At 69.1% G+C, this 22,729-nt stretch carries 39 protein-coding genes; 3 read left to right on the top strand and 36 right to left on the bottom strand.

The window, feature by feature from the left end; translation table 11 throughout:
* Position 1: 1 nt before the first annotated feature.
* From QNI14_RS02095 to QNI14_RS01940, 32 genes are all read right to left on the bottom strand, one after another.
* Positions 2–145 (bottom strand): hypothetical protein, encoded by a 144-nt coding sequence (locus QNI14_RS02095; RefSeq protein ID WP_283714530.1) that lies wholly within the window; start codon positions 143–145, stop codon positions 2–4.
* A gap of 182 nt (positions 146–327) precedes the next feature.
* On the bottom strand, positions 328–738 hold the full coding sequence (locus QNI14_RS02090) for a DUF7426 family protein (protein ID WP_283714529.1): 411 nt from the start codon (positions 736–738) through the stop codon (positions 328–330).
* Entirely contained in the window at positions 735–1,493 is a 759-nt protein-coding gene (locus QNI14_RS02085; protein WP_283714528.1) for a phage tail tube protein, read from the bottom strand. Before QNI14_RS02085 ends, QNI14_RS02090 begins: the two co-directional genes overlap by 4 nt.
* On the bottom strand, positions 1,490–1,912 hold the full coding sequence (locus QNI14_RS02080; protein ID WP_283714527.1) for a phage tail terminator protein: 423 nt from the start codon (positions 1,910–1,912) through the stop codon (positions 1,490–1,492). The genes QNI14_RS02085 and QNI14_RS02080 overlap by 4 nt, the downstream gene beginning before the upstream one ends.
* The gene (locus tag QNI14_RS02075; protein ID WP_283714526.1) at positions 1,905–2,225 is read right to left on the bottom strand and encodes a hypothetical protein; all 321 of its coding nucleotides are present in this window, start codon (positions 2,223–2,225) and stop codon (positions 1,905–1,907) included. The genes QNI14_RS02080 and QNI14_RS02075 overlap by 8 nt, the downstream gene beginning before the upstream one ends.
* 10 nt (positions 2,226–2,235) lie before the next feature.
* Positions 2,236–2,562, bottom strand: coding sequence for a hypothetical protein (locus QNI14_RS02070; RefSeq protein ID WP_283714525.1), 327 nt, complete (start codon positions 2,560–2,562; stop codon positions 2,236–2,238).
* Complete coding sequence (locus tag QNI14_RS02065) at positions 2,559–2,927, bottom strand: hypothetical protein (RefSeq protein ID WP_283714524.1); 369 nt, start codon at positions 2,925–2,927, stop codon at positions 2,559–2,561. Before QNI14_RS02065 ends, QNI14_RS02070 begins: the two co-directional genes overlap by 4 nt.
* A gap of 33 nt (positions 2,928–2,960) precedes the next feature.
* Positions 2,961–3,215: a hypothetical protein gene (locus QNI14_RS02060; RefSeq protein WP_283714523.1), complete on the bottom strand. Its 255-nt coding sequence runs from the start codon at positions 3,213–3,215 to the stop codon at positions 2,961–2,963.
* Positions 3,215–4,138: a phage major capsid protein gene (locus QNI14_RS02055; RefSeq protein WP_283714522.1), complete on the bottom strand. Its 924-nt coding sequence runs from the start codon at positions 4,136–4,138 to the stop codon at positions 3,215–3,217. The genes QNI14_RS02060 and QNI14_RS02055 overlap by 1 nt, the downstream gene beginning before the upstream one ends.
* 10 nt (positions 4,139–4,148) lie before the next feature.
* Positions 4,149–4,511: a capsid cement protein gene (locus tag QNI14_RS02050; RefSeq protein ID WP_283714521.1), complete on the bottom strand. Its 363-nt coding sequence runs from the start codon at positions 4,509–4,511 to the stop codon at positions 4,149–4,151.
* A 1-nt stretch (position 4,512) separates the two neighbouring features.
* Positions 4,513–5,787 (bottom strand): head maturation protease, ClpP-related, encoded by a 1,275-nt coding sequence (locus QNI14_RS02045; RefSeq protein ID WP_283714520.1) that lies wholly within the window; start codon positions 5,785–5,787, stop codon positions 4,513–4,515.
* Complete coding sequence (locus QNI14_RS02040; RefSeq protein WP_283714519.1) at positions 5,784–7,073, bottom strand: phage portal protein family protein; 1,290 nt, start codon at positions 7,071–7,073, stop codon at positions 5,784–5,786. Before QNI14_RS02040 ends, QNI14_RS02045 begins: the two co-directional genes overlap by 4 nt.
* A 13-nt stretch (positions 7,074–7,086) precedes the next feature.
* Entirely contained in the window at positions 7,087–8,931 is a 1,845-nt protein-coding gene (locus QNI14_RS02035) for a terminase large subunit domain-containing protein (protein ID WP_283714518.1), read from the bottom strand.
* On the bottom strand, positions 8,870–9,493 hold the full coding sequence (locus QNI14_RS02030; RefSeq protein ID WP_283714517.1) for a P27 family phage terminase small subunit: 624 nt from the start codon (positions 9,491–9,493) through the stop codon (positions 8,870–8,872). The genes QNI14_RS02035 and QNI14_RS02030 overlap by 62 nt, the downstream gene beginning before the upstream one ends.
* Complete coding sequence (locus tag QNI14_RS02025) at positions 9,456–9,887, bottom strand: hypothetical protein (protein WP_283714516.1); 432 nt, start codon at positions 9,885–9,887, stop codon at positions 9,456–9,458. Before QNI14_RS02025 ends, QNI14_RS02030 begins: the two co-directional genes overlap by 38 nt.
* Before the next feature lie 4 nt (positions 9,888–9,891).
* Positions 9,892–10,257 (bottom strand): hypothetical protein, encoded by a 366-nt coding sequence (locus QNI14_RS02020; protein WP_283714515.1) that lies wholly within the window; start codon positions 10,255–10,257, stop codon positions 9,892–9,894.
* 251 nt (positions 10,258–10,508) lie between these two features.
* A complete protein-coding gene (locus QNI14_RS02015; RefSeq protein ID WP_283714514.1) occupies positions 10,509–10,799 on the bottom strand; it encodes a hypothetical protein in 291 nt (96 codons plus the stop codon).
* A 448-nt stretch (positions 10,800–11,247) separates the two neighbouring features.
* Complete coding sequence (locus QNI14_RS02010) at positions 11,248–11,454, bottom strand: helix-turn-helix domain-containing protein (RefSeq protein WP_283714513.1); 207 nt, start codon at positions 11,452–11,454, stop codon at positions 11,248–11,250.
* On the bottom strand, positions 11,451–12,068 hold the full coding sequence (locus QNI14_RS02005) for a hypothetical protein (RefSeq protein ID WP_283714512.1): 618 nt from the start codon (positions 12,066–12,068) through the stop codon (positions 11,451–11,453). The genes QNI14_RS02010 and QNI14_RS02005 overlap by 4 nt, the downstream gene beginning before the upstream one ends.
* 157 nt (positions 12,069–12,225) lie before the next feature.
* Positions 12,226–12,858 (bottom strand): hypothetical protein, encoded by a 633-nt coding sequence (locus tag QNI14_RS02000; RefSeq protein ID WP_283714511.1) that lies wholly within the window; start codon positions 12,856–12,858, stop codon positions 12,226–12,228.
* A 609-nt stretch (positions 12,859–13,467) separates the two neighbouring features.
* Positions 13,468–13,752 carry a hypothetical protein gene (locus tag QNI14_RS01995; RefSeq protein WP_283714510.1) on the bottom strand — a complete coding sequence of 95 codons (285 nt, stop codon included), beginning with the start codon at positions 13,750–13,752 and terminating at the stop codon, positions 13,468–13,470.
* Positions 13,749–13,889, bottom strand: coding sequence for a hypothetical protein (locus tag QNI14_RS01990; protein WP_283714509.1), 141 nt, complete (start codon positions 13,887–13,889; stop codon positions 13,749–13,751). The genes QNI14_RS01995 and QNI14_RS01990 overlap by 4 nt, the downstream gene beginning before the upstream one ends.
* Positions 13,886–14,014 (bottom strand): hypothetical protein, encoded by a 129-nt coding sequence (locus QNI14_RS01985; RefSeq protein ID WP_283714508.1) that lies wholly within the window; start codon positions 14,012–14,014, stop codon positions 13,886–13,888. The genes QNI14_RS01990 and QNI14_RS01985 overlap by 4 nt, the downstream gene beginning before the upstream one ends.
* Positions 14,011–14,724: a MazG-like family protein gene (locus QNI14_RS01980; RefSeq protein ID WP_283714507.1), complete on the bottom strand. Its 714-nt coding sequence runs from the start codon at positions 14,722–14,724 to the stop codon at positions 14,011–14,013. The genes QNI14_RS01985 and QNI14_RS01980 overlap by 4 nt, the downstream gene beginning before the upstream one ends.
* Positions 14,721–15,998, bottom strand: a complete 1,278-nt coding sequence (locus tag QNI14_RS01975) for an Lsr2 family DNA-binding protein (RefSeq protein WP_283714506.1) — start codon at positions 15,996–15,998, stop codon at positions 14,721–14,723. Before QNI14_RS01975 ends, QNI14_RS01980 begins: the two co-directional genes overlap by 4 nt.
* Positions 15,995–17,482, bottom strand: coding sequence for a ParB/RepB/Spo0J family partition protein (locus QNI14_RS01970; protein ID WP_283714505.1), 1,488 nt, complete (start codon positions 17,480–17,482; stop codon positions 15,995–15,997). The genes QNI14_RS01975 and QNI14_RS01970 overlap by 4 nt, the downstream gene beginning before the upstream one ends.
* Positions 17,483–17,513: 31 nt before the next feature.
* Positions 17,514–17,780 carry a hypothetical protein gene (locus QNI14_RS01965; RefSeq protein WP_283714504.1) on the bottom strand — a complete coding sequence of 89 codons (267 nt, stop codon included), beginning with the start codon at positions 17,778–17,780 and terminating at the stop codon, positions 17,514–17,516.
* The gene (locus tag QNI14_RS01960) at positions 17,780–18,355 is read right to left on the bottom strand and encodes a hypothetical protein (protein WP_283714503.1); all 576 of its coding nucleotides are present in this window, start codon (positions 18,353–18,355) and stop codon (positions 17,780–17,782) included. The genes QNI14_RS01965 and QNI14_RS01960 overlap by 1 nt, the downstream gene beginning before the upstream one ends.
* Positions 18,352–18,528, bottom strand: a complete 177-nt coding sequence (locus tag QNI14_RS01955) for a hypothetical protein (RefSeq protein ID WP_283714502.1) — start codon at positions 18,526–18,528, stop codon at positions 18,352–18,354. The genes QNI14_RS01960 and QNI14_RS01955 overlap by 4 nt, the downstream gene beginning before the upstream one ends.
* Before the next feature lie 16 nt (positions 18,529–18,544).
* Positions 18,545–19,234: a phage antirepressor KilAC domain-containing protein gene (locus tag QNI14_RS01950; protein ID WP_283714501.1), complete on the bottom strand. Its 690-nt coding sequence runs from the start codon at positions 19,232–19,234 to the stop codon at positions 18,545–18,547.
* Complete coding sequence (locus QNI14_RS01945; RefSeq protein WP_283714500.1) at positions 19,231–19,530, bottom strand: hypothetical protein; 300 nt, start codon at positions 19,528–19,530, stop codon at positions 19,231–19,233. Before QNI14_RS01945 ends, QNI14_RS01950 begins: the two co-directional genes overlap by 4 nt.
* On the bottom strand, positions 19,527–19,733 hold the full coding sequence (locus tag QNI14_RS01940) for a hypothetical protein (RefSeq protein ID WP_283714499.1): 207 nt from the start codon (positions 19,731–19,733) through the stop codon (positions 19,527–19,529). Before QNI14_RS01940 ends, QNI14_RS01945 begins: the two co-directional genes overlap by 4 nt.
* A 40-nt stretch (positions 19,734–19,773) precedes the next feature.
* Here QNI14_RS01940 and QNI14_RS01935 point away from each other — a divergent pair, with 40 nt between their 5' ends.
* Positions 19,774–20,295 (top strand): hypothetical protein, encoded by a 522-nt coding sequence (locus QNI14_RS01935; RefSeq protein ID WP_283714498.1) that lies wholly within the window; start codon positions 19,774–19,776, stop codon positions 20,293–20,295.
* A gap of 117 nt (positions 20,296–20,412) precedes the next feature.
* Here the strand turns inward: QNI14_RS01935 and QNI14_RS01930 are convergent, their stop codons facing one another.
* From QNI14_RS01930 to QNI14_RS01915, 4 genes are read right to left on the bottom strand one after another with little or no spacing between them, the layout of a single operon-like run.
* The gene (locus tag QNI14_RS01930) at positions 20,413–20,661 is read right to left on the bottom strand and encodes a hypothetical protein (protein WP_283714497.1); all 249 of its coding nucleotides are present in this window, start codon (positions 20,659–20,661) and stop codon (positions 20,413–20,415) included.
* Complete coding sequence (locus QNI14_RS01925; RefSeq protein WP_283714496.1) at positions 20,658–20,912, bottom strand: helix-turn-helix transcriptional regulator; 255 nt, start codon at positions 20,910–20,912, stop codon at positions 20,658–20,660. Before QNI14_RS01925 ends, QNI14_RS01930 begins: the two co-directional genes overlap by 4 nt.
* On the bottom strand, positions 20,909–21,370 hold the full coding sequence (locus QNI14_RS01920; RefSeq protein ID WP_283714495.1) for a hypothetical protein: 462 nt from the start codon (positions 21,368–21,370) through the stop codon (positions 20,909–20,911). Before QNI14_RS01920 ends, QNI14_RS01925 begins: the two co-directional genes overlap by 4 nt.
* Before the next feature lie 11 nt (positions 21,371–21,381).
* Complete coding sequence (locus tag QNI14_RS01915; RefSeq protein ID WP_283714494.1) at positions 21,382–21,657, bottom strand: hypothetical protein; 276 nt, start codon at positions 21,655–21,657, stop codon at positions 21,382–21,384.
* Positions 21,658–21,800: 143 nt separating this feature from the next.
* On the opposite strand from QNI14_RS01915, the gene QNI14_RS01910 reads away from it, so the two are divergent.
* Positions 21,801–22,253 carry a hypothetical protein gene (locus QNI14_RS01910; RefSeq protein WP_283714493.1) on the top strand — a complete coding sequence of 151 codons (453 nt, stop codon included), beginning with the start codon at positions 21,801–21,803 and terminating at the stop codon, positions 22,251–22,253.
* 34 nt (positions 22,254–22,287) lie between these two features.
* Positions 22,288–22,710, top strand: a complete 423-nt coding sequence (locus tag QNI14_RS01905) for an ImmA/IrrE family metallo-endopeptidase (RefSeq protein ID WP_283714492.1) — start codon at positions 22,288–22,290, stop codon at positions 22,708–22,710.
* Positions 22,711–22,729 lie beyond the last annotated feature (19 nt).

The following is a 22,729-nucleotide window of genomic DNA, read 5'->3' as shown; positions in this document are numbered from 1 at the left end:
GTCACCTCCGGGTCAGGACCGCCCTCAGCCGTGTCGGGCTGTCGAGGAGCGAGAAGATCATGGTGCGGATGCCCGGCCAGGGTCGGGCGAGGATCGCGGGGTCCCACAGATCGACGCCGTACTCCTTGGCCAGGTCGGCCTCCACGAGCCGCCAGTGCGTGAGGAGATCGAGGATCGAGACGTTGAGCGTCTCCCCCTGCTCCTTCGGTGCCGAGGTCGCAGCGGCTGGCGCGGCGGGGCGGAGGTCTGCGGGGATCCGGTAGTCCGGATACCACCCGTCAGCGTCGGGGGTGCCGATGCCGTACGGTGCGTAGTCCTCCGCCGTCGTCAGGCTTTTGGGGCCTCCCCCTCACCCGCCTCAGCCGCGCCGCTCCCGAGGTCGCGGATGCCCCAGAGCAGCTGGGCGAGCGCTCCCGCGTAGTCGGCCCCGCGCGCCCAGTAGAACGTCGCGTAGTACGACAGCCGGTCGATCGTCTCGACGGGCACTTCGTCGGCCGCCATCTGCTCGAAGACCTTATCGCCGAGGGCCGGGTGGGACGTGCCGATCGCGTCGAGAATCTCGTCGAGCTCGGCGGGCAGAGGCCCAGGGGTGAGCCCGAGGTTGACCTCTGCCCGCGCGGCCGCGGCGAAGATCATCTTCGCCCGCTCGACGCTGGGCGGCTGGACCGTGTAGGCCTGGTCGCCCAGCGTCAGAACGAGCGGTGGGATGACCCACGCCGTGAAGTCGACCGTGCTCACGCGCCGCGCGTGTAGACCAGCGCGGTCGAGGGACCGGCCGGGGTCGTCACGATCACGGGCACCGCGCCGGCGTCACCGGTGGGCAGGGTCGCGATGATCGTCGACGCGTTCACGACGACGAACTCCGGGACGGGGTCGCCGTCGACCGTGACCGCCGTCGCGCCGAGGAACCCGGCGCCGGTGATGGTGACCATCTCGCCGTCACCCGCGGTCGGCGGGGTCACGGACGAGAGGACCGGGATCGTCTCGCCCCACCCGGTGAACGGGTTCGCGATCGGCTCGAACGATCCCTTGCCGGTGAGGGTGACCGAGTAGACCTCGTTCTCCGCGTTGCCGGTGTTCTGACGGGACGCCTCGACCCGTACGTACGCGCGGCCGGCGTCGTTCGGGTTCGGGGTGCCGTTCTCGGGCTTGTGGTACCAGCGGACGTCGAGGATCGCGCCCTCGCCCTTGGCCTTCGCCGCGGCGAGAATCTTCTCGAGCTCGGGCAGGTAGAGCCCGGTGCTGAGGAGACGGTTGCCCTGGACAGTGAACGCGGTCGCGAAGCCGCGGCCGGAGACGTCCTCGTTGGGGCTGCCGAGGTCGTCGTAGGTGGCGACGTCGGTCGTGACGGGCGGGTACGTCGGCGCCCAGCCGGAGATCCGGCGGATCGGCTGCCAGACGGGCGCGCCGTAGGTGCCGAGGTTGACGTCGAGGCCGTGCTCGAAGCTCTTGCCGAGCGTCGCGCCGGCGGGGAGCGAAACGGGGTTGGTCATGAGAATGCCTCCAGGTTGTCGAGGATGACGGTGAAGTTGTCGGTGCGCTCCTGACGACCGTTGCCGTCGTCGCCGAGCAGGGAGAAGGAGGGATCGGTGATCGAGCTGATCCCGTTCCGCCGGACGATGCCGGTGAGGAATGTGCGAGCGGTCGACGCGATCTGGTCGGCGTCGTTCTTGCTGCCGCGGCGGCCTCGGGTGCGCAGTTGCGCACGGCGTCCGCGGACGGTGTTCTCGTTGTCGCTGCTGATGCCGTAGACCCGGACGCCGATCGCTCGATCAGCCTCGGGCGGGATCGCGCCGTAGAAGATCTCGACCGAGCCGGGCGGGATCACCGCGTCAGGGTCGGTCTCCCACACGAACGTGGGCACCAGGCCGAGAAGCTCACAGAGCCGGTCGGTCAGCTGGTCATCATTCACGGAGCGCCTCCGCGATGCCCGCGGCGATCATCGCCTCGACGTCGACCTGCAGCGCGGCCGTCTCGAGGAACTTCGCCTGCCCGCCGTCGGCGTGCTCGTAGTCGAGGTTCTCGTGCTGCCACAGCGCGTGCGGCGCCGTGTAGGACGCCTGCCCGGTGAGATCGTCCATGCGGATGCCGCCCGACTTCACGAGGTCCTCGTCGTCCTTCGGTGCGAGGTCGTTCGACCGCTTCAGGATCTCCCGCACCGCCTTGCGGACACCGTCGCGAGCACCCTGCTCCGCGGCCGACAGGATCGGCACGTGCATCTTCATGAGCGCCCCCTCACTCGAGGTAGAGGATCTGATGCGACGGGAGCGGCGGAGGGTTCTCCTCGCGCGCGACCCGCAGCACGGTCGCCTCCCGCTGCGCCGGCGTCCCCGGCCACACGGTGACGAGCGACTTGTGCGGCGCAAGGACGTCGAGCCCCACGGTCACGCGACTCGACGAGACGACCTCGGATCCCTCTGGCGTGCGGATGAGCTCCGCCTCGTCCCGCACCTCGGCGGCGACCGTCTTCGCGGCCGCGTGGTTCTCGCCGTGCCCGCGGGTGTTGCGGTACGCGCGGATGCTCACCTTGTGCGGGAAGAAGACCGCATCGAACCAGCTCACGAGTAGCGCCCCTCGGGCCACAGCCCCGCGATCGGCGAGGTCGCAGGGAACGACCCGCGCGGCTGGGCGCCGCCGTTTGTCACGGCACCGCAGATCGCACGGAGGCTCGCCTCGGCGTCCCCCTCGAAGGCGGACGCGATCGCGGCGAGCGTGATCGCCGTCCCGTTCCGACTCAGCGACCGCATCCGGGACTGACCCGTCGCGGGAAGCTCCGCGACCACGCCGCGGAGGATCGCGATCGCGTCCCGCCCCGGCTCTGTGTCCGGGTCGAGTGAGTCGAGACAGGGAGCGATGAGCCGAGCACGAGAGAGGACCCTTCGGCCCAGCTCCTCGTCCTCGGAGATCTCAGCGAATGTGATCGCCATCATCGCCCCCTGTCTCGTCGGTGTTGCGGTGCGTCAGGACGCCGGCGGCGTCTGCTGAGCGGGCGTACCCGCAGCTGCCTGAGCAGCGGCGGCCGCGGCCTGGTCCGGCTGGTCCTCGACCTTCACGGTCTCGATGAGGCCGAGCCCCTTGAGGCGCTTGACCTCGTCGTTGGTGACCGAGTCGGGCAGGAAGCGGCCTCGGCGGAAGTACGCCTCACCGCCCTGCGCGCCCGGCACCTTCGCGACGATCATCACGGCGGTGACGCGGTGGCGGTTCTTCGCAGCCATCAGAGCCCCGTTCCCGTGATCGTGACGCCCGCGGTGGCGTCGGTCACGATGGGAACCGTGACGCGGCGGGACCGCAGCAGGTAGCTGTCGGTCTTCTCCTCGCGGATGGACTTGGTCTCGACGCCCGGGAGGGACTTCGAGTAACCGGGACCACCGAGGTCCTCGTCGGCCATGCCGCCGAGCTCGTCGCTGTTCACCAGCAGCGGTGCCGTGGTGGGCACGTGCGGCGAGCGCAGCCAGATGAGGTCGAGGACGGTCGGCCACGCGCCGGTGATGAGCGGGTTGGCGGCCTCGCGCGGGAGGAGGCCCGCCTTGAGGAACTGCGCCATGACCTTCGCGTAGGCGGTGGGTGTGAGGACGATCGTGTCGAGGGTGTGACCCTCGCCCGATTCCTCGGCCTGCGCCTTGGCGAGCTCGACCGACAGCACGATGTTCGCGACGTCCGCGGTCCACTGACCGGGCGACGTGACCGTCGCGGTGATCTTCGATGCGATCACGCCGAGGGAGGCGGAGTCGACGAACTTCACCATGCGGTTGACGAGCTGCAGGAGCGCGCGGTTGACGACGTCGATGCCGCGGCGCTTGATCGACTCGTCGGTGACCGGGGAGTCGCGGCCCCACTTGTCGACCTTCGCGGCGGCGAGGTCGCCGGCGGTGACCTGCGAGCGCGGGTACTCGCCGCCGGGCTGGATCGACTCGGGGTCGTCCGGCGCGAACAGCGGGTCACCGTTCTCGTAGAGCACGGATCCGCCGATGCTGCGGAAGCGGCCCTTGAGCAGCGCGTCGGAGATGAAGCGCTGTGCGGCGAGGGTGCGGACGCGTCGAGCGATCGCGGACTGGGAGCGGAGCAGCTGGTGGATCTGCTCGGTGCTGAGGTCCTCGGTGTTGTCGATCGCGGGCACCGGGTAGGTGAGGGAACTCATCTCGATGTCCTTACTGGTCGAGCGCGACCTGGACCAGCTGGTCCGCCGCGGTGGAGGTGGTCAGGGTGATGCCGATGCCGTTCTCGCCGGCGCCGACGGCCTGGATCTTGCCGGCCGCGGCCGCCTTGATCCGGGTGCCGACCGCGATCGCGGCGGAGGCGACGAGGTTCTGGATGCCGCCGCGCAGCACGAGGACGTCTTCGCCGTCCTTCGTGTCGCGTGCCGCGGCTCCGACGACCTTGACGCTATTCGCGGCGGCGTGGGCGACCTCGCGGTTTCCGGTCACCTCGACGAGGCGGCCTCCGGTGATCTCGTCGCTGGCGGTGAAGGTGACCTTCGCGCCGGGCTCGAAGAGGTGGATGTGGTCGGCCATGTCAGGCCTCCTTCGTGTCGTCGTTGCCCCACGCCTTCGCGTAGAGCGCGTCGTCGGCGCTGTTGACGGTGTCGGAGAAGCCGAGCTCCACGACCGGCAGCGCGGTGTTCTTCGGGAGGCTGTTGAGCGCCTCCGTGGTGCCCGTCTCGTTGGTCTCGAGCAGGGCCGCCCAGGTCGCACGCGATGCCGCGGTGATGCGGCCCTCGGCGAGTGCCTGATCGAGGACGCGGGTGCGGCGTTCCTCGGTCTGGGTCGCGAGCGCCTGGGCGCCCTGCGATGCCTGGTTCTGGATCTGCTCCAGCACGGTGGAGTCGATCAGCTGGGTGCCGGCGGGGATGCTCGGCGGGGTGGTGACGGCTGCGCGGACCGAGAGCTCCTCGACGGCGGCGAGCAGCTGCTCGTCGGTCGAGTCGGCGGGGATGCCGAGCCGCTCGCGGATGTCAGCCAGGGGGGTGTCGCTCATGTCGAGCGTCTCCTTCCGGTTGGGGGTACCCGGCTCGGTCGATACCGGGGGCATGGTGGCCGCGGTGCGCGCGGCGAACAGCATGGGGCGCGTCGGGGTGGCGTCCTCGACGGGGACGGTGACGATGACGAGGTCGTCGTCTTCGTCCTCGTCGTCCGCGCCGACGGTCTGGGTCTCGCCGGCGTTCGGGATGGTGGCGACACGATCCGCGAGGCCCTGCGTGACCGCCTTCTCGGCGGTGTACCAGGTCTCGTCTGCGAGCAGCTGCGCCCAGTCGGTGGCGGCCGCCTTCTCCCCTGCCTTCGCCGCGTAGATCTCGATGATCGAGTCCTGGATGCCGTCGAGGATCTGCGCGTCCTTCCGCAGCTCCTCGGCGTTCCCGTAGGTGAAGACCAGCGGCGAGTGGATCATCATCTGCGTGCCCGGCGACATCACCGTGTCGTCACAGCCCGCGGCGATGAACGACGCCGCAGAGGCGGCGAGCGCATCGACGACCGCTGTGACGTTGGCCTTGTGGGCTCGGAGCATATTGAGGATCGTCATCGCCTCGAACACCTCGCCTCCGGGCGAGTTGATGCGGAGAATGATGCGGTCGACGGTGTCGGGGAGCGCGTCGAGCACTTCGCCCATGTCCTTCGCGGAGATCCCCCACCAACCGCCCCAGCTGTCGATCGGTCCGTACATGCGGATGGTGGCGACCGTGCTGCCGTCCGCAGCGGGCGGTGAGGTGACGGCGTTGAAGAAGTCCCGCTTGGACTGGGGCGGCGTCGCCGCGCCCCAGTACCGGTTCGGTGCCTTGACGTTGATGGTCATGCGTCCTCCCTCGAGGTCGTCTCGGAGCGCCGGGGCAGCTCACGTCTGGTCGCGGTGTCTTTCACCGGGAGGTTGTACGACGCGCGCACGTCGGCCTCGAGCGCTTCGTCCGGCTCGATCGCGCCGCTGTCGAGGAGCTGCTTGATCGACTCTGCGACCGCGGGGTGCTTCGCGCCGATCTTGGCCGGCACGATCCGGGGTGCCGGCATCGTCGGGCCCCAGTTCGCGTCGACGAGGTCCTCGATGACGTGGGCCTGCGTGATCGCTGCGATGTGCTGCGCGACCGCGTTGAGCGAATTGGTGAAGAAGTCCGCGAACGTCGAGCCCAGCGCCCACGAGCCGGTCTCGGTCCCGAGGTTCAGGAAGTGCGCGAGCACGGCGCGCGCGATCTGCTCGTCGTGGTACCGGATCGGCTTGTCCATGTCGGGGACGGTTCCCTCGACACCCTTGAACGTGAACTTCGCACCGTTGGGGATGGAGACGCCGGACTCGATGCCCGACTTCGCCTGCTTCGCGACGGTCAGGCCTGACGTGCGCTCCGCCTCGAGCCAGGCTCGCGCCTCGTCGGGCGTCATCGACACACCGGAGGGCAGCGGAGCGCCCTCGTACAGCGGCATGCCGAGGCCGTTCCGCTCCCCGGCGATGACCTGCACGCGCAGGTACCGGTCCTTCAGTAGCCAGTTCTTGTACGCGTTGCGCAGCAGGGACCGGCCGAGCCAGTTCGCGCCCTCGCGCTCGTTGACGTATGCGACGAGCCGGCGCACGGGGATTCGGACGTTCTTGCCGCCTACGGGTGCCCGCTGCTCGATCCACTCGAGGCCGCCGTCCTTCGCGACGTGGACATCCGCGATCGTGCGCGGCGGACGCCATGCCAGCTTCGACAGGTGGGCGAGGCCCGTGCCGTCGGTGCGGTACACCTGCTCGAAGAAGGAGTGACCGAAGACGAGCTCGAGCAGCGCGAGCCGAAGGTGATCGCTCCACGAGAACCGATCCTTGGTGCGCAGCGGGGCCTCGAACGCCTGCCCCTTGATCGGCAGCCCAAAGTCGGTCGCGATGTGCTGAGCGTGCTCGGGGTGCGCGCCTGCACGGTCGATGACCCACTCCGTGGAGAGGATCGGCTGCACGACCGCGCGGAGCACCGACCCGACCTGCGAGTCCTCGGACCGCATGCGATCGAAGATGTCGATCGAGTGCGGCCACATCAGATCCGGGTTCGACTCGTGCGTCTCCTCGACCAGCGAAGACCATCCGGGGATTGCGCCTGTCTGGTAGCCGAGCTCGGTCACAGGCACCTCCTGATCAGAAATGGACGCTGGTGAAGTCGACGTCGTCACCGCGGTCGCTGTCGTCTCCGGAGAGATCGATCACGCGCGCCGGCGGTGGTGGCGGCGGTGCCTTTACCGGCTGATGCATGAGCAGCCAGTAGGCCGCGATCCATGCGCGCAGCGCGGTCGGGTCGGTCGGGGATTCCTTGACGTCGATGACGCGTGCGCCACCGGCGAGGGTCTTCCACTCGGCGGTGCCGGCGGCGAGGTCGAGGGAAGCCCAGGGCGTGTGCCAGACCCGCTTCTCGCGGATCCCGTCATCGGCGTCTGCGTAAGCGTCGAGCAGGTCGCTGCCGTTCATCTCGACGACCGGCATCCGGAACTTCGGGTCGGCCTTGAGCTTCTTGAGCACGGTGCCTTCGGGCACGCCGGAGGTCTGTCCGCCGACCGCTCTGATACGACCCCTGCGGTCCTTGTGTGTGAGCCAGCCGCTCGCCCAGTCGGAGCCGTGACTGACGGTGACGACCTCGACCTGTGGGAGCCCGTCGGGTCGGAACCCGGCGAGCGCGATGTAGGTCTTGGATCGTCCGGTCTGCTGGGCGAGCCCCGCAACGACGGGACCGACGATCTTGTCGACGTCGGGGCGTGCGAGGCGTCGGCGCCCGTTCTCGTCGATGACGACCGGGGTCTTGGTCGCGTCCCATGCGCCGGGGGCGAAGGGGCCGGAGGTGGCGCCGTCGTTCCACTGGCAGAGGACCTCGGTGCGGAACACCCACTCGGGGTCGGTGTTGCATGCCGCGGCGATCGTCTTGGTGGAGATGGTGTAGCCGCGGGACGGGTTGGCCCAGGACCAGCCGGTCCGGTCGCGCTTGTCGCATCCGGGAGGGGCGGACCACTCGAGGATGCAGAGGGTCTCTTCGTCCTGCTCGAGGTCGTCGAGCTCGAGGTCGGTGGCGTCCTCGTCGTCGAACTCGTCGAGGTCGATCTCGTCGGTGTCGAGCAGTTCCTCGAGGTCGTCCTCGCTGGGGCCGGCGCCGTCCTCGAGCGCGGCGATGCCGTCGGGATCGCCGAGCGCCCGGTGAGCCATGAGGCGCAGGTAGCGGAGTACCCGACTGGTGACGTCGCCGGCGTTGGAGAGCGCGAGGATGAGCGCCTCAGCGCGGGCCATGGTGGTCTTGGTGATCGCGCCCCACGCGTCCCAGGTCTGGTGCTCGCGGAGCTCGTCGAGGAGGACGAGGTTTCCGGAGAGGCCACGGCCGGCGCGACGGTTCGCGGCCTTGACCTTGTACTTCGCGCCGGTGGTGAGGTTGAGGCTCTTCTTGCCGTTGACCTTGGTGACGCCGTCCTTGAGGGCGTTGAGCTCCTCGTTGGATTCGACGAGGTCGACGACCTCTTCCCACAGCGACTCGGCGACGTCGAGGTCCTGCGCGGTGCCGAGCACCAGCGGCCAACCCCAGACGAACAGCAGCCAGATCGTGAGGACCTGCGCGAGCGTCGACTTCCCGTTCTGGCGGGCGACGAGCACCACTGCGGTGCGGAACCGGAGCGTGCCGTCCTCGTTGAGCTCGAGCATCCGGATCAGCGCGGCACGCTGCCACGGCAGCAGGACGACGCCGAGGACCTCGTACGCGAAGTCGATGACCTCGAAGCCGAGCGACGTCTCCGGGGTGAGCTCGCGCAGCGGCGGTGTGCTGATGCGCGGCTCGGCGGATCCGAACAGGTGCGCCGTCTCCGGCGTCGCCTTGTCGCGCTCGTGGACCTTGTCGACGTAGACCTGGCCGCAGCCCTTCGGGACCGGCCAGCGCAGCGGGAGCGGGTTAGCCTGCCGCCCTCGCGCGGCGCTCCGCGGCCGCGTCTGCGAACTTCGTGACCTTGCCACCTGGCTGCCCCTTCTTGGGTACGCCCGCGGGCAGCGACGCCGGCGTGATCTGCAGCTCGGCGCACCCCTTCACGTAGGACGGGATCAGGTTGTACGTCGCCTTTTGCAGCGCCTCGAGCCCCTCGCGCTGCGCCTCGTCGATCAGCCACGCGAGCGTCAGCACGGCGAGGCAGATGCCCTCGTACTCCGTCTTCTTGTCGAGCTCGGCCGCCTCGATCGAGTGGCGAGTCGCGTTGACCATCGGGCCGGGCCGGCGTGCTGCCGCGGTGCGGTTGAACAGCGGCGACCACTTGCGGACCTGCTCAGCGAGCTCACGCTCAGCGGCGAGCGCCGGGTGGACGACAGCGCCGCGCTTGTCCCCGCCGTCGACGACGAGGCCCTCGGACTCGACCTTCGCGGATGCCGCGCGCCAGCGGACGACGAGCGAGCAGTACGTCTCCAGCGTCTCGGGGGTCACCGTCGGGGACATGCGGCCGCGGCGGGTCATCTCGACCCAGACCTCGCGCTCCGCGTCGGTGAGCCGATCAGGCGGATCGAAGTTGAGCTTCTTCGGGGCCGGCATGGATGCTCCCCACGTTCATGCGGCCGATCGTCATCGGGCCGAAGGTGATGCTGCCGACGGCGATCGCGCCGAGTGCGGGACAGTTCAGGTCTTCGAGCTCACGCTCGAGGGCGGCTGGCCGCAGATCTCCGACGAGGTCCGAGAGCGCTCGACGGGAACCCGGCCACTCGACGAGCTCGCCGACCTGCGTGACGGTGATGCGCGGATAGTCGTGCAGGACCTCGACGACCGCGTCACGGTACTCATCCGCCATCGACGGCCGCGAGTACTTGAGCGCAGCATCCGGGTCCAGAGCACGGCGCACCGCGTTGCGTGAAGCGCCCGTCTCGCGCGCGATCGCGCGGATGCCGGCGCCACCCTCGCGGCGAGCGCGGATGTCGCGGCGATCGCGCATGATGTCAGGCGCGGATGATCCTGGCGCCCGCTCGGGTCACCGTCATTTTCCGCGCGGTGTCGTAGAGCTCTTCCAGCTCGCCAATCGCCGCGCTGGTCTCGACGTCCCAGTCGACGAAGACCACGTCGGCCGAGATGCCGCGAAGCTCACCGTGCTGCCGGTGCCCGACGAACCGCACCGAGCCACTCGACACGAAGTCGATGCGAGGCCGGCCATTCGCTCGAGTGACGTGCGACACGGTGGGGCGACCGAGCGCCTCGAACTCCTCGAATGCGTCCCGGGCGTGGTCGACCGTCGCCGACACGACCACGACCTTCTTGCCGCGAAGCTCCGCCTCGTCCGCGAGGCCGCGGGCCGTGATCGAGTTCATGACGCCTCCAGAAGTGATCGGGTGGAATGTCGGGGATTGCCCCGGTCAGGGTCCGTTTTCGTTGCCAAGCAACGCCGGAAAAGGGTAGGGGGTCCGGATCCGGGGGGAGAGGAAGCCCTCCGGCGCGGTTTCCGCCCTCCACGCCTCGCTGGATTTTTTGAGCATCGGGCGTCGGAGGGGCCGCTTATTCGCTCACGCGGGCTCAGCGGCCGAAGCCTCGATAGCCGACACGCCGCTCGGCGCGCGGTCGATCACCAGTCCGATGAGGTGACGCCTTCGTCTTCGGCGTCGCTTCCGTCGCCGGCCGACTCGTTGCAACCCTTGTGCGCGGGACCCCAGTTACTTGGCGACCAGGTGAGTTGCGGGAAGAGCTTGCGCGACTTGAGGTGCTGCACTGTGCAGCCTCGCGGGTCGGTCGACGCGAGGCTGTAGTCGATCGGCTGATGACAGATGCAGCACGGCGCGCGGCGGCGGCGCCCCTCCGCCTTGACCTGGTTCAGCGCGGCGACCGCTCGGCGACCGCCCCACTTCGGGATGCTCATGCCGTCGATGCCCATCGCGCTCCCCCGCTCACAGGATGAAGCCGGCCGTCGGCGCGCAACAGACGACGACCGGCTCCCCCGTTCACTCGCGCTACCCGAGACGTCACGATCACCGAGCTGCGAGGAGTCGACGCCCCGCCGCCCAACACCGCTCAGTGTGCGCATCGATCCGACCGGAGACGAATGCCGCTCACTCCGGGCCCGAACAGCGGACACGAGGGAGGTCGTAGCGGCGCCGGTCGCTCCTGCAGAGAAGTGAGAGCGTGTGGCGGGCGGGGCGAAGTCTGACAGTGGGGCCGGCCTCACGGAGCCCGAGCGCTACCCGAAAGCGCGTCTCCGGGCCGGCCCCCGAGAACGACGAAAGCCCCACCGGATCGGTGAGGCTTCGGTCATAGTTCTCGTGCACGCACAGCGTAGCACGCAAAGCGGACGAGGGTGGACAAGGGTTTCACGGCGGGTCGCGCCGTTTTCCAGAGTGCATCCGCTCTCGGCGCGCTTTCTCGACCTGGAGCAGCTGAGCCTCGGAGACGACGATGAGCCCGGCAACGCGACGCTGGTCGAGATCCCCGTCAGCGACCCAGCGACGCAGGGTTCGAGGATCCTTGCGCACGCGCTTCGCAGCATCCGCCATCGTCAGCCACCTCGCCGAGCTCATGCAGGAACCGCCGGCACGGACTCCGCGAAGGCGATCGCCCACAGTCCGCCGTCATCGAGGTCGTTGGCTTCCCATCCGCATTCGTTGCACACGTAGCGAGTGCGGCCGCCTCGGCGATGCGAGGGTTGGACTCGCACTGTCATCAGGTCACACTCCGGGCACGGCGCCTCCGCCCACCGAGGCTTGTCATCGATCGCCCACCGAGCAGCCACGTCCGCCAGCGACCAGAAGTCCGGCGACGAGGATCCCGACCGAGCCAGAAGAGCATCGCCGAGGGCGAGCACCTGCCGCTTATCATTCGCGATGAGGTCGAGCCCCGCCAGGACCACATCGGCGTCCCATCGAGCAGAGTCAGCCGCGACGTCGCCTTCGATGCCAGCACGCAGGTGATACGCACGAGTCTCGGCTTCGGGATGCAAGACCCTCGCCTCCCAGATCCGCAGCGTGACCGCGATGTCGTTCGACGCGTCGAGGATGCTGGCGTCGACCGGAGCGGGCAGCTCGGGCTGAGACGACTGGACGAGGACACGGTCGTAGACGCGGGCCTTGGTCGGGTCGGCGACCGAACGGAGGTGAGCGATCAAGTCGGGGGCATCGTCGATCAGCCGGCGCATCGACCGATAGCACCGCTCGCAGATCAGCACGCCGTCACGGGCCGTGGCCGGCACGCACCCCTTGCACGAGGCGTCATCGGATGCCCCGAAGCTCGGACAGGTGGCGAAGTGCGCATCGCGGACGGTGCACCCTCGGATGCAGTATCGCTCCGTGGTGTCAGAACGGCTCATCGTCGTCCACCCCATTCGTCTCCTCGAAGATCGCGAGCTGCTCGACGTACTTCTCCCGAGCGAGCCACTGCCTGCGATACTCCGCTGCGGTGCCGCAAGGTCCGCAGGGCGTGCTGGTGCCGTTGGGGTGTTCGTGACATCCGATGGGCGGGGCGTTCAGCAGGCGAGGCCGTTCCGGACGCGAGGCGGGGCGTTGAGCATGATCGGCCCAGCGGGCCTCCCACGCACGCTCCTCCGCCTGCGCTTGCGCTCTCGCCCGCTCGCGCGCTCCCGCTCTCTTCTCTCTTTCCTTCTCTCTCTCCCCAGCCGATGAAAATGGATCGGCGAGCGGGGCGCTGAAGGCGTCCCGGAAGGCTGTCGAGGTGACGTGCGGGGCGGCCGGCGCAGTCGCGTCGAGCAACTGCAGCCACTCCGTCCCCTCCTCCACCCACGTCCGCAGATAGCCGGCCTCCTCGAGCATCACGACGTGCAGGACGACGCGCTCCGTCGAGGACAGCCGCGACTCCGAGGGGTAGAGCTGCGCGGCGACTCTCGCAGGGTCGAGGAGCATCGGTGACGCCCCCGCCAGCCTCAGCAGCCCCAACGCGGTCGGCGCCGCCTCGACGGGCAGCCCGAGCACGCTGGACCCTGGTGAGGGCACGCCGCCAGGAGGCGGTGGCTGGGGGGTTTTGTCCAAAGTCGTTCCCTTCTCGTGCGAACGCTCGCATGCAGGTATCGAATGCGAGCTGAAGGTCGGCGGGCTCCACGGTGAAGCACTCCGACCAGCCGCGGCCCTTGTAGAGGATCCGATCGGCGCGGCGAGGACCCTCAGCGGTCGGGCCCTCGAAAGCGGGGTCGAACAGGCGCCGCAACGCCCGGAGACCAGCGGCCTCCCACGACCCGTCCGTGTCGCGAGCATCGAGCAGCACCACGGCGCCGCTCTGCCGCATCATCTCGAGACGCGAGCCACGGAACGCGCGCCCAATCTTGAGGACGTTCAGCCCCGGCCAGTACACGAGGTACGTCGTCCCGAACTTGAGCATCCGCGACGGATCACGCACGCACTGCCGGCACGACAGCGCCCGGTCAGCACGCAGCGCACGCCCCTGCTCCACGGTGCGCCGGCCACAATCGCACACGCACCCCCACGCCGGCTGGCGCGTTCCACCAGCGGTGAGCGCGTCGGCGAGCCGGCGCACGACAGTGAGCCGCCCGAAGCGGCGGCCGGTGAGATCGATCAGCGCTCCCATCAGGCGACGTAGGTGCGGAGCGGAACGAGGTCGAGGTATTCGTCGTCGATGCCGAGCTCGACAGCATGGTCCTGGTAGTCGCGCCAAATGCCGAGGTCGATCCCCCGGTCGAGCGCGATCGAGTACTCGCATGTGCGGAGATCTCGCCCGGTGTCGACGCAGGCCTGCGAGTGCAGGACGTAGACGCGCTGCTCGGCGGATACGGCGCGGCCGAGGTGCTTGTCCTGGTGGCGGGACGCGCCGACCTTCGCTTCGATCATGTCAGCGGGCTCGAGACGGCTCATCGCCGCTCCCCCTTGGCCATGAGCGCGCCGAACAGGTAGTCGTCGCCCTCGCTCTCGGCGGTGAATCGTGGTGTGTCACCGGTTCGTGAGCCGAACGCTCGGTTGAGGGCCTCGATCTTGTCCTCCGATTCGGTCATCGCCGGCTCCTCACGATCGCGGAGATGCACCACACGGCGCCGACGACAGCGACCGCGGCGAGCGCGATTGCGGTGATTGCGGCAGCGAGCGCGGCGGCCCAGGTGAGGAGTTCTTCGGGGCTCACAGTTCCGCCCCTACGTGGCCGTGCTCTGGCCAGATTCGGCGGGCGGCGTCGATGACAGGCGCGCCGACTCCGGGGCCGGCGAGGTTGTCGTAGATGGGTTGGAAGCCGATGCCGGCGGTGAAGTGGTCGGATGCGCGGACCTCGCACACGATGTTCGTGCGGCCCTGCATGTCGACGATCCAGATCTCGCCGACCTTCGCGTTGCGTCGGTCGATCGGCTGTGGCGTCGGCGTGAGCGCCGCGATCCGCTGCTCGTAGTCTTGGTCCGTGCGACCCTCGATTGAGCGTCGCTCGTAATCGGCCTCTCGAGCACGCACCTCCGCCTCGGCACTCTCTGCGCGGTCGGCGAACCCGTACTCCCAGGTCTCGACGGTGGGGTCGACGACGCCGGCGCGTTCGGCGACACGGATGATCTTGCTCGCGAGCTCGTCATAGGCGCGGCCCTGGTGGGCGTCGATGTGCTCGTATGCGCCGAGCGCGGCGACCGCGACGTCGAGCAGCTCCTCGAGGACGTTCTCCATCGTGCCCTCGACGCCCTTGCGCGGGTTCGCGCCAAGCGCGCCGATGAGTGCGGTGACGGTCTCCCCTACCTCCTCGGCGACCTTGATCACACGGTGGAGGGTGAGGGCTTCGGGGTCGCGGTGCGCATTGCCGGCTTCGACCCAGCGGCTCAGCGCGACCAGGTGCTCGGCGACGATCTCGGTGCTCATCGGGCGCCCCCGAACTGCCACCAGCGGCGAGCGCTGAGCCGGTCGACTTCGTTGACGAGGTCGGTGATGCGCTGCCCATCGTCCTCAGCGGCCGCGTTGAGTCGCTCGATCGTGGTGTCCGCGGCGCCGAGCTGCGCGGTGAGCGCCTGGATCTTCTCGAGGAGATGCCTGTTCGAGCTGCTGCGGAGCCGCGACGCGACCGCTGACCGGCGCTGCTCCTCCGCGAGCCTCTCGGTAGCGGTTGCCCACGCGCGGAGCGCGGTCTCGAGCGCTGTGCCAATCGTGTCGAGCTGGCTGACGTAGACCGCGTTCTCGGCCTCGAGGTGGGCGGCGAGCGCGCGTGCACGTTCGACGTCCTCGGAGATGGCGACGTCCGCCCACGCCGGGCGCACCCCTCGGGGCACCTTCAGGTGAGCGAGTACCGAATCGATCACGGGTGCCGGATCGTCGATCGTGGCGCCGCCAGTGATCGACGTCATCGAGATGCCGGCGCGTTCGCGGGTCTCGTCGAGCTTGTCGGATGCGGCCGCGTAGTCGTACTCCCCGATCTCGGCTCCGTCGGTCTCGTCGACGACATCCGCCTCCTCGAGCGGCGTGTCCGTTCCCGGGTGGGTGAAGGATCCGTCGCCGTTGTCCATGGATCCGGGGATCGGCTCGAAGTCTGCAGCGGCTTCCGCGGCGACAGGCTGGGGCTCGGGCTTGACGGGCGAGTGAGCGGCGTCGTAGGCCTCGATGACCTTCACCGGGACTCGACCGTGGGAGGCGACGTCGTAGCCGTTCGAGCGGGCCCAGAGCCGGATATCGGCGAGCTCCTCACGGGAGCGACCCGACGGCGGTGTCGGCGCCGGCGGGGTCCGTTTCGGCGGGGTCGGCGGGGTCGGCTTGATCGTCGGAGTCGACGTCGGCTCTTCGCTGGTGGGCATCTCGTGCTCCTCGGGGGTCGGGGTGTTCTCGGGCGCCGGCGACGGCGCGACCGCCGTCTTGGACTGGTTCGTGACGGGACGCTGACGGCGGGGCCGCTTTGCGTCGGCTTCGGCCAACTTCGCGGTGTCGGCAGCTGCAGGCGGAGTGATGCCGAGCGCGCGCGCTATCGCGGCGGGTCGGGGGTCGCGCGCCTTCGCTTTGAAGTAGCGGAAGTCGGTCTGGGCTCGCACGTGCGCGTACACGCACGCCAGCCCGTGCTCGCGGAGCGCTGGGCAGTCCGTGTCCTTCTTGCACCCAGCAGCGAATCCCTCGGGTGTGCCGTGTTCGACGTCGGCTGGAAGGTCGATCATTCGTCGTCAGCCCCGCCGTCGAGCTCGGCGTCCGCGGAGAGCGCCTGCTTCGCACGTTCGATGTGCTCGCGGTCGGTGTCGGTCAGCGTGTATCCGAGCGCAACGAGAGCGTCGAAGTACGCGATCCCCTCCCCCGCCTCGACGATGTCCTCGAGCACCGCGAACGCGGCGGCGAGCGCGACGCGGAGCGAGGGGGCGCTGCGGGTGGTGACGATCGTGACGAGCTCGTCACGGTTGGGGTGGGCGGACCAGGTGTCAGGCGATCGGACGTCGCCGGCGAGCAGCTCCATGGTGACGTCCGCGTCTTGCCCCTCCTCGCGGTACACCTGCACACCGACAGCGGCGGCGAGGATGTCGAAGTGGGCGGCGGCGGGGCGGAGCCGGCCCGTGGTGAGATGATCGTGGATCCAGGTGCGGCGTGCGCGAGTGTTCGCGTTGAAGATCGCCTGAGCCTTCTGTCGCTCCGCGGCGGCGCGCTCCCACTCCTCGTTGGCGCGCTGGCGCTCGGCCTCTCGCTCGAGCTCTTCCGGTGTCTTCTCGGCCGCGGCCCGCTCCCACTTGATGTGGCCGTGTTCGGCCCAGTCGGTGCAGACGTAGCCGACCTCGAAGCCGTCATCGTTCGTCAGGTAGTGCGGGGACGCGCGGTGGATGTAGGCGCCGCGACCGGGGCAGTCTGCGTGGTCCGTGGGCGTGAGTTGCACGCCCGGGGTCGCGGGGTCTGCGAGCTTCGAGACCTCGGCGCCCGGGCCGCCGTACATGCCGCCCTTCTTCGTCCACCCGTACTGGCTGTAGGTGAAGGACTCGATGAACGGGATGCCCGCGGCCGCGAGGACGGCTTTGATCTCGGCGATCTTCTCGACCACGGCACGTTCGTCGCGGGCGGCCTCGACGTCGCGGGCGAAGTTCTCGGGGCGGGTGGTGGCGGTCTCGACGAGGCGCTTCTGGATCTTCGGGTGCTCGTCGAAGTCGGCGATCGCCGCGGCCTGCGCGAAGTCGATCGAGGGCTGCTCGTCGACGAGCTCGCTGGCGGTCTTCGAGGTCTTGATCTTGAGGCCGGCGCGGATGCGTTCGGGCTTCTCGCCGAGTCCGGCGGCGATGTCCTCCGGGCGGAGACCAAAGAGGCTGAGCTTCTCGTAACCGGCGGCGAGGTCCTTCGCGTTCAGCCCCTCGCGACGCTCGTTCTCCACGATCTGCCGCTCGAGGTCACCGGCCTCGTCGATGGGGGCGTTGTCGCGGACGATGACGTAGATGCGTTCGAGACCTGCGGCGATCGCGGCACCGACACGGCGGTGGCCGATCGCGATGACGTACCGGTTCTCGGTCGCGTCCCAGACGACGGTCGGCGGCTGCTGGATGCCGTGTCGGCGCACTGATGCGATCAATGCCTCGTCGGGGGTGGCGTCACCGCGGACCTGGTCGCGGACGCCGAGCGTCGCGGGGTTGACGGCGAGAAGAGTGAGCTCTTCGAGGGTGGTCTCGGGCATGGCGGGTATTCCTTCGGGGTGTCGTGGGTGGTCAGCGGACGCGGGTGTCTGGGATGTCACGGAATCTGAGGGCACGCGGAGTCAAGTGCTCAGCGCGGTGGATGATCGACCGTCCGGTTGCCCATCGGTGCGCCTCCGAGAGCCGGTTGAACTCGACCAGCGGCTCGGAGAGCTTGCGCTCCTCAGGCGGTGTCCCCCGGGTGCCGAGGTACGTCCGGACGACCCACGCGTAGAAGGTGGCCGTGTGCGCGCCGAACGGGGCGCTGCGGACCGGTTCGCGACGGATGAGCCAGCGCATCAGGCGGCGTCCTCGGCTCGGACGGTCGACCACCGCGTCAGGTTCAGTGGCAGTCCCTGTGCCTTGCGGTCCTTCCGGATCGTGTTCCCGTCGACGTGGAGGCGGCGCGCCATCTCCATGTCGCAGTGGCCGCCGGCGTGGAGTCGTGCGACAGCGATCCGGCGCTCCGCCTGGGTGAGAGCGGGGGCGGGCTCTCCGCGGAGGGTGAGCTCGATTGCGACGTGGTCGATGTACGCGGCCGCGGCATCCGGGTCTTCCGTCCCGGTGAACGGTGCGTCGTCGGTGTCGATGTCGTCCCACGCCATGGGCGGCGCCCACCCGTTCGCGGTGGCACGCGCGATCGCCTGTTGGCGAACCGCCGGCGGCGATGGGGGTGCCTGGTTCCAGAGCACCTCGTACGCGGCCGCGATGATGTCGTGGGTGCGCTGCGGGACCGTGGACTGCCAGAGCAGCATTCCGAGGGTCTCGTCGGGGATGCCGAGCTGCTGCTCGAGTTCGGTCGCGGTCCACCCGCGGGCGTGCAGCGCCTGCAGGCGGCGGCGGACACCGCGGGCCGGCACCATCACGCCGGTCACGGGGACACCAACGCGAGGAGGATCCCGAGCGCGCCGACGGCGACAAGCGCCGTGATCGCGAGGGATGCCGCGAGTGCCGCGCGGTCGTCGGTGCGGACGAGGGGTCCGGTCGCGGTCGCCCGGGGTGCGGGCACCGGCGTGTGGGCGTGGTCAGTGAGGGTGTCGTCGTTCATCGGGTAGTCCTCGGGTTCAGTCGAAGAGGGTCGGGGTGGGTTCGGGAGTGGGGGCCGGCTGCGGCTGCTGCAGGCGGAGGATGCGGGCGAGCTCGACGAGCCCGGCCTGCGTGACGTGGATCTGCAGGTACTGCTGGCCGGCGGCGTGAGTGCGGCGCGGGCCGATCGTGATGGCGCGAAGGGCGAGCCAGTCCTTGTTGTGCGGGAGAGCGGTGACCATCCAGTTCGACGTCTCGCTGTTGCGCTCGATCCAGCCGAGGGAGTCCATGAGCTCGAACAGGCGATCGCGGCCGAGCTTGATGCCGAGCTCGTCGGCGAGCGCTTTCGCGGCGCCAGCGACGGTGTACGCGGACGCGAAGGATGCGGGCTGGTGGGCGAGCTCGAGGATGTCGGGGTTCGTGAAGGTTGGCCGCTGCTCTTCAACCCAGGCGATGAACGCGTGAGCCTTGACGCGGTCCTTGGCGTCGTCACGGACACGGTTCAGGGCGACGTCGATGGGGACGTACGCGACACCAGAGATCTCGATCGTGTGCTCGTCGGCCTCGGTGAGGAGGGTGTCACCGGTCCCCCACGGCGGGACGGTCGCGATCGTCTCGACGTCGTCACGGGCGAAGTAGATGTAGGGACGGTCGACGAGGACGCGGAGGTCGCGGCCGTCGACACGGTGGATGAGGGTGCGGGGCTGCTGCAGCTCGACCATGGTCATGCCCTCTCACCCCGGGCGAGGGAGGATGCGGCGTCGTCGTCGCACGAGGAGCAGAGGTCGGGGCTGACCCACCAGCAGCCGGCCAGGATCACGGCGTCGTCTGTCGCCTGGCAGACACGGCAGCTCTGCGCGATCGCGAAGAGCGGGATGACGTTGGTGCGGCGGTCGAGCTCCTTCGTGAGCTCGACCACGCGGGCGCGGAGCAGCTCGAGGCGGATGCCGCCCCAGATCACCGAGACGCCAAGACCGAGGACGGCGAGCGCGAGGACGAAGAGCGTGGCGTCTGCGAGGTTCACCGGGGCACCTCCGTATCGGCAGCGGCGAGGCGTGCGGACTCCTCGTCGTCAGCGATCCAGAACTCCCGGGTGAGGGCGCCGTAGAGGTGCGCGGCGATCGCCATGAGGGCGACACCGGCGAGCGCGAGACCCGTGATGTTCAGTCGGGCGACGTCGACCGCGAGGAGGACGAGCCCCATTAGGAGCAGGAGGCGGCGGATCATGGGGACCTCGAATGCGGTGGGCGTCGGTAGGCTCCGGCGCATGGACGAAATCTGGGGTGAGGTTCCGGGCTGGGCCGGGCTCGTGTTGTCGATCGCTGCAGGGTGGATCGGGTGGCTCGCACATCGACGGGCGGGGCGGGCCGAAGCGCGAGAACGTGAGGCGCTGGACATCGCGCGCCGTGCGCAGGAGATCGCGGAACGTGCTGAGGCTCGTGCGACCGAGGCACACAACCGGTCACGGGTGTCGTTCGAGTACGAAGACAGCCAGGTGCGGAAGGGGCTGTATGCCGGCGACGTCAAGATCCGGCTTCGCCACACAGAAGCGGTGATGGTCGATTCGGTGCAGTTCGACAACGACCGCCTCAAGGGGTGGGCTGTGAGCGTCTCCGGATTCAACATTCAGATCCAACCGGGCGGTCGCGCAGAGGTGCAGATGGCGCGGAATCGGTTCGGGGAGCTCCCTGAGTCGCTCCTCCTCCACTGGTGGATCGGTGAGGAGACTGGGAGCCAAGAAGTGCCTCTGCCCGCTGAGCTGACGCAAGCGCCGAAGCCGACACCCTGATTGCCTCGGCCCGCAGTGCGTCTGCTCTACGGATCCGACGCTCGGTCGCGATGGTGAGGCACACCACGACGACGAGGGCGATCCACGTGAATGACAGGATGAGGATGTCGACCACGGTCACGCACCTCGCAGACGCCGCTTGATGCGGCCGTTGATCGATGCGCGGATCCGCTCGGCGTCGGCCGGGTCGGAGGTTCGGATGACGGGCTCGCCGGCTGCAGTGCAGATGACGTACTCGCCACGCTCGAGAGCCCTACGCGCGGTCGCCCCGAGGGGGGAATGGGGCGACCGCGCGGCACCGGTCAGATCGGTGCGGGGGACCTCCGCCTGGGGGCGCGGAGGGTTCTGAGAGATGGGAGCGGTCATGACTGCTCCCTCGTGCTGACGAGGTTGTTCGCCACCCACGCGTCGACATCGACCTCGCGGTAGACCACCGACTTGCCGAGCTTCGCGTAGCGGGGGCCCTTCCCCTCGTCGCGCCAGCGCTGCAGCTGACGCTTCGACACGCCTGGGAGTCGCTCGGTCAACTGCTCGGGCGAGAGGTAGCGCGGCGCGTCCGCGCTCGAGGCGGCGAGCGCGCCCGTGCCACGGATCGGGGTGACGTTCGACGCGGTCACAGCGCTGCCTCCGCCCGCGCGATCAGCACATGCGGCGCGACCTGGAGCCACTCGCACGCCGCGCCGAAGTCGGCAACGTTCATCGGCGTCACCCCGTCGAGGCGACGAATGGCGGTGGCCACGGAAACGCCAAGGACTTCGGCCAGATCAGCGGGTGTGCGACGCTGACGCACCATCTCCGCTCGAAGCTCGAGGAGAGACGAGTTGGCGACGGCTGCGCAGCCAGCACACTGATCGTCGTCGGCGGCATCGAACGCGATGCCTCCGAATCTCTGCAGGATGCCGCGGACCTCAGTCTCGGCGAGCGCGAAGTGCTCGGCGCGCCGCTCGTCGACGAGCGGTAGAAGAATTCGGTCGGCACTGTCGCCAAGCAGTCGGGCGAACCATCCCGGTCGTGTCGGGTCGGACTGCGCATCGGCGCGAAGCAACGCGATCGACACGATCTCGGCCGGCGACATCTGACCCCAGCTCACGATGCGACCGCCAGTTCATCGGTTACGACGGCCTCACCGGCCGCGTTGGCATCGTCCTCGCCGACGACGGTGAACACGTCCTCGAACTTCACGGGGAACGTCAGCAGCACCGATGAGATGAAGCGCGGGCCAGGCGCCGCCTTGCCGGTCAGCACCCGGGACGCCGTGCCCTTGTCGACATGGAGCGCCGAAGCGAGGCTCTGCACCGTGTCCAGCCCGTGCTCGTCGCGGAGCTCCTGAAATCGCTTGGAGTCGATGGTCAGTGTCGCCATGAGCAGATCCTCGGGTTCTGGTACTGCAACCGCCAGTTGCGGATGTGCAACCGATCGTAAGTGAGGTGATGCTGTTGTGCAACTCCAAGTTTGGTTGCTGCACTCACTTGCGCTGTTGCGTTCGCGCAACTACTCTGAGAGCCGTGACTGAGACCAGATGGTGGAACTACGTGCAGCTCGTTGCCGGCGTCGTCCAGGCGAAGGACATCGCCGACGTGGTGGGCATCGACAAGTCGAACGTGACGCGGTGGAAGCAGGGCAGCCGGCCCGCCGTCGAGTTCGTGCTCAAGTTCGCTCGCTCGTACGGGCGGCCCGTCGTTGAAGCCCTTGCCGAGGCAGGCTTCATCACCGACGCGGAGGCCGGCGTCCGCGAGGTCAAGATCGGAGTGGCCGAGCTCACCGATCTCGAGCTCGCGCGAGAGCTGCTCGCCCGCGTGGAGCGATCCGCCAGCAGCAGCAACGTAGTGCGCGGGCAGTTCGGCGGTGTCGGTAGCTCTGCCGATGATGAGCCTGGTGTGAAGCAGCCGCCGGCGAAGCAGCGCACCGCGGCCCGCAAGGGCGTCCGCAAGGCGGACGCTGCACCGCACGCCGAGTAGACGAGACAGTCGGGGGGACTGAATGAGAGAGCTAGTGCGGTTCGCCGCATCGAAGGGGATCGCCGTGCACCTCGCGCACCTCGAGCCGGGCGTGCTCGGCGAGTGGTACGAAGACGAGCGCGAGATCTTCGTCAGCCTCGCCCTCTCCCCCGACGAACAGACGTTCACGATCGCGCACGAGCTCGGCCACGCACACCACGCTCACCAGTGCGAGGGCGATCGGGACGCCGAGGACGAGGCTGACCTGTACGCCGCGCAGCTGCTCATCGATCCCGAGATCTACGCGCAGCTCGAGCAACAGGGCCACCACCAGCACGACATCGCCGAGCACTTCGGCGTGACCATCGACGCGCTCAACCTCTGGATGCAGCGCTGCCTCACCAAGCTCCGCGGCGTCACCTACGTCCGAGCGAAGATGGGGACCCGCCAGTGGTCCCACCGCACCCAGGTCGCATAGCGGCCGCTCCGACCCGAAG

Source organism: Microbacterium dauci (genome assembly GCF_030065535.1).
In the GTDB taxonomy this organism is placed as follows: domain Bacteria; phylum Actinomycetota; class Actinomycetes; order Actinomycetales; family Microbacteriaceae; genus Microbacterium; species Microbacterium dauci.
The sequence above is the reverse complement of the archived record's forward strand: the minus strand, read 5'-3'. Positions and strand labels throughout refer to the sequence as shown.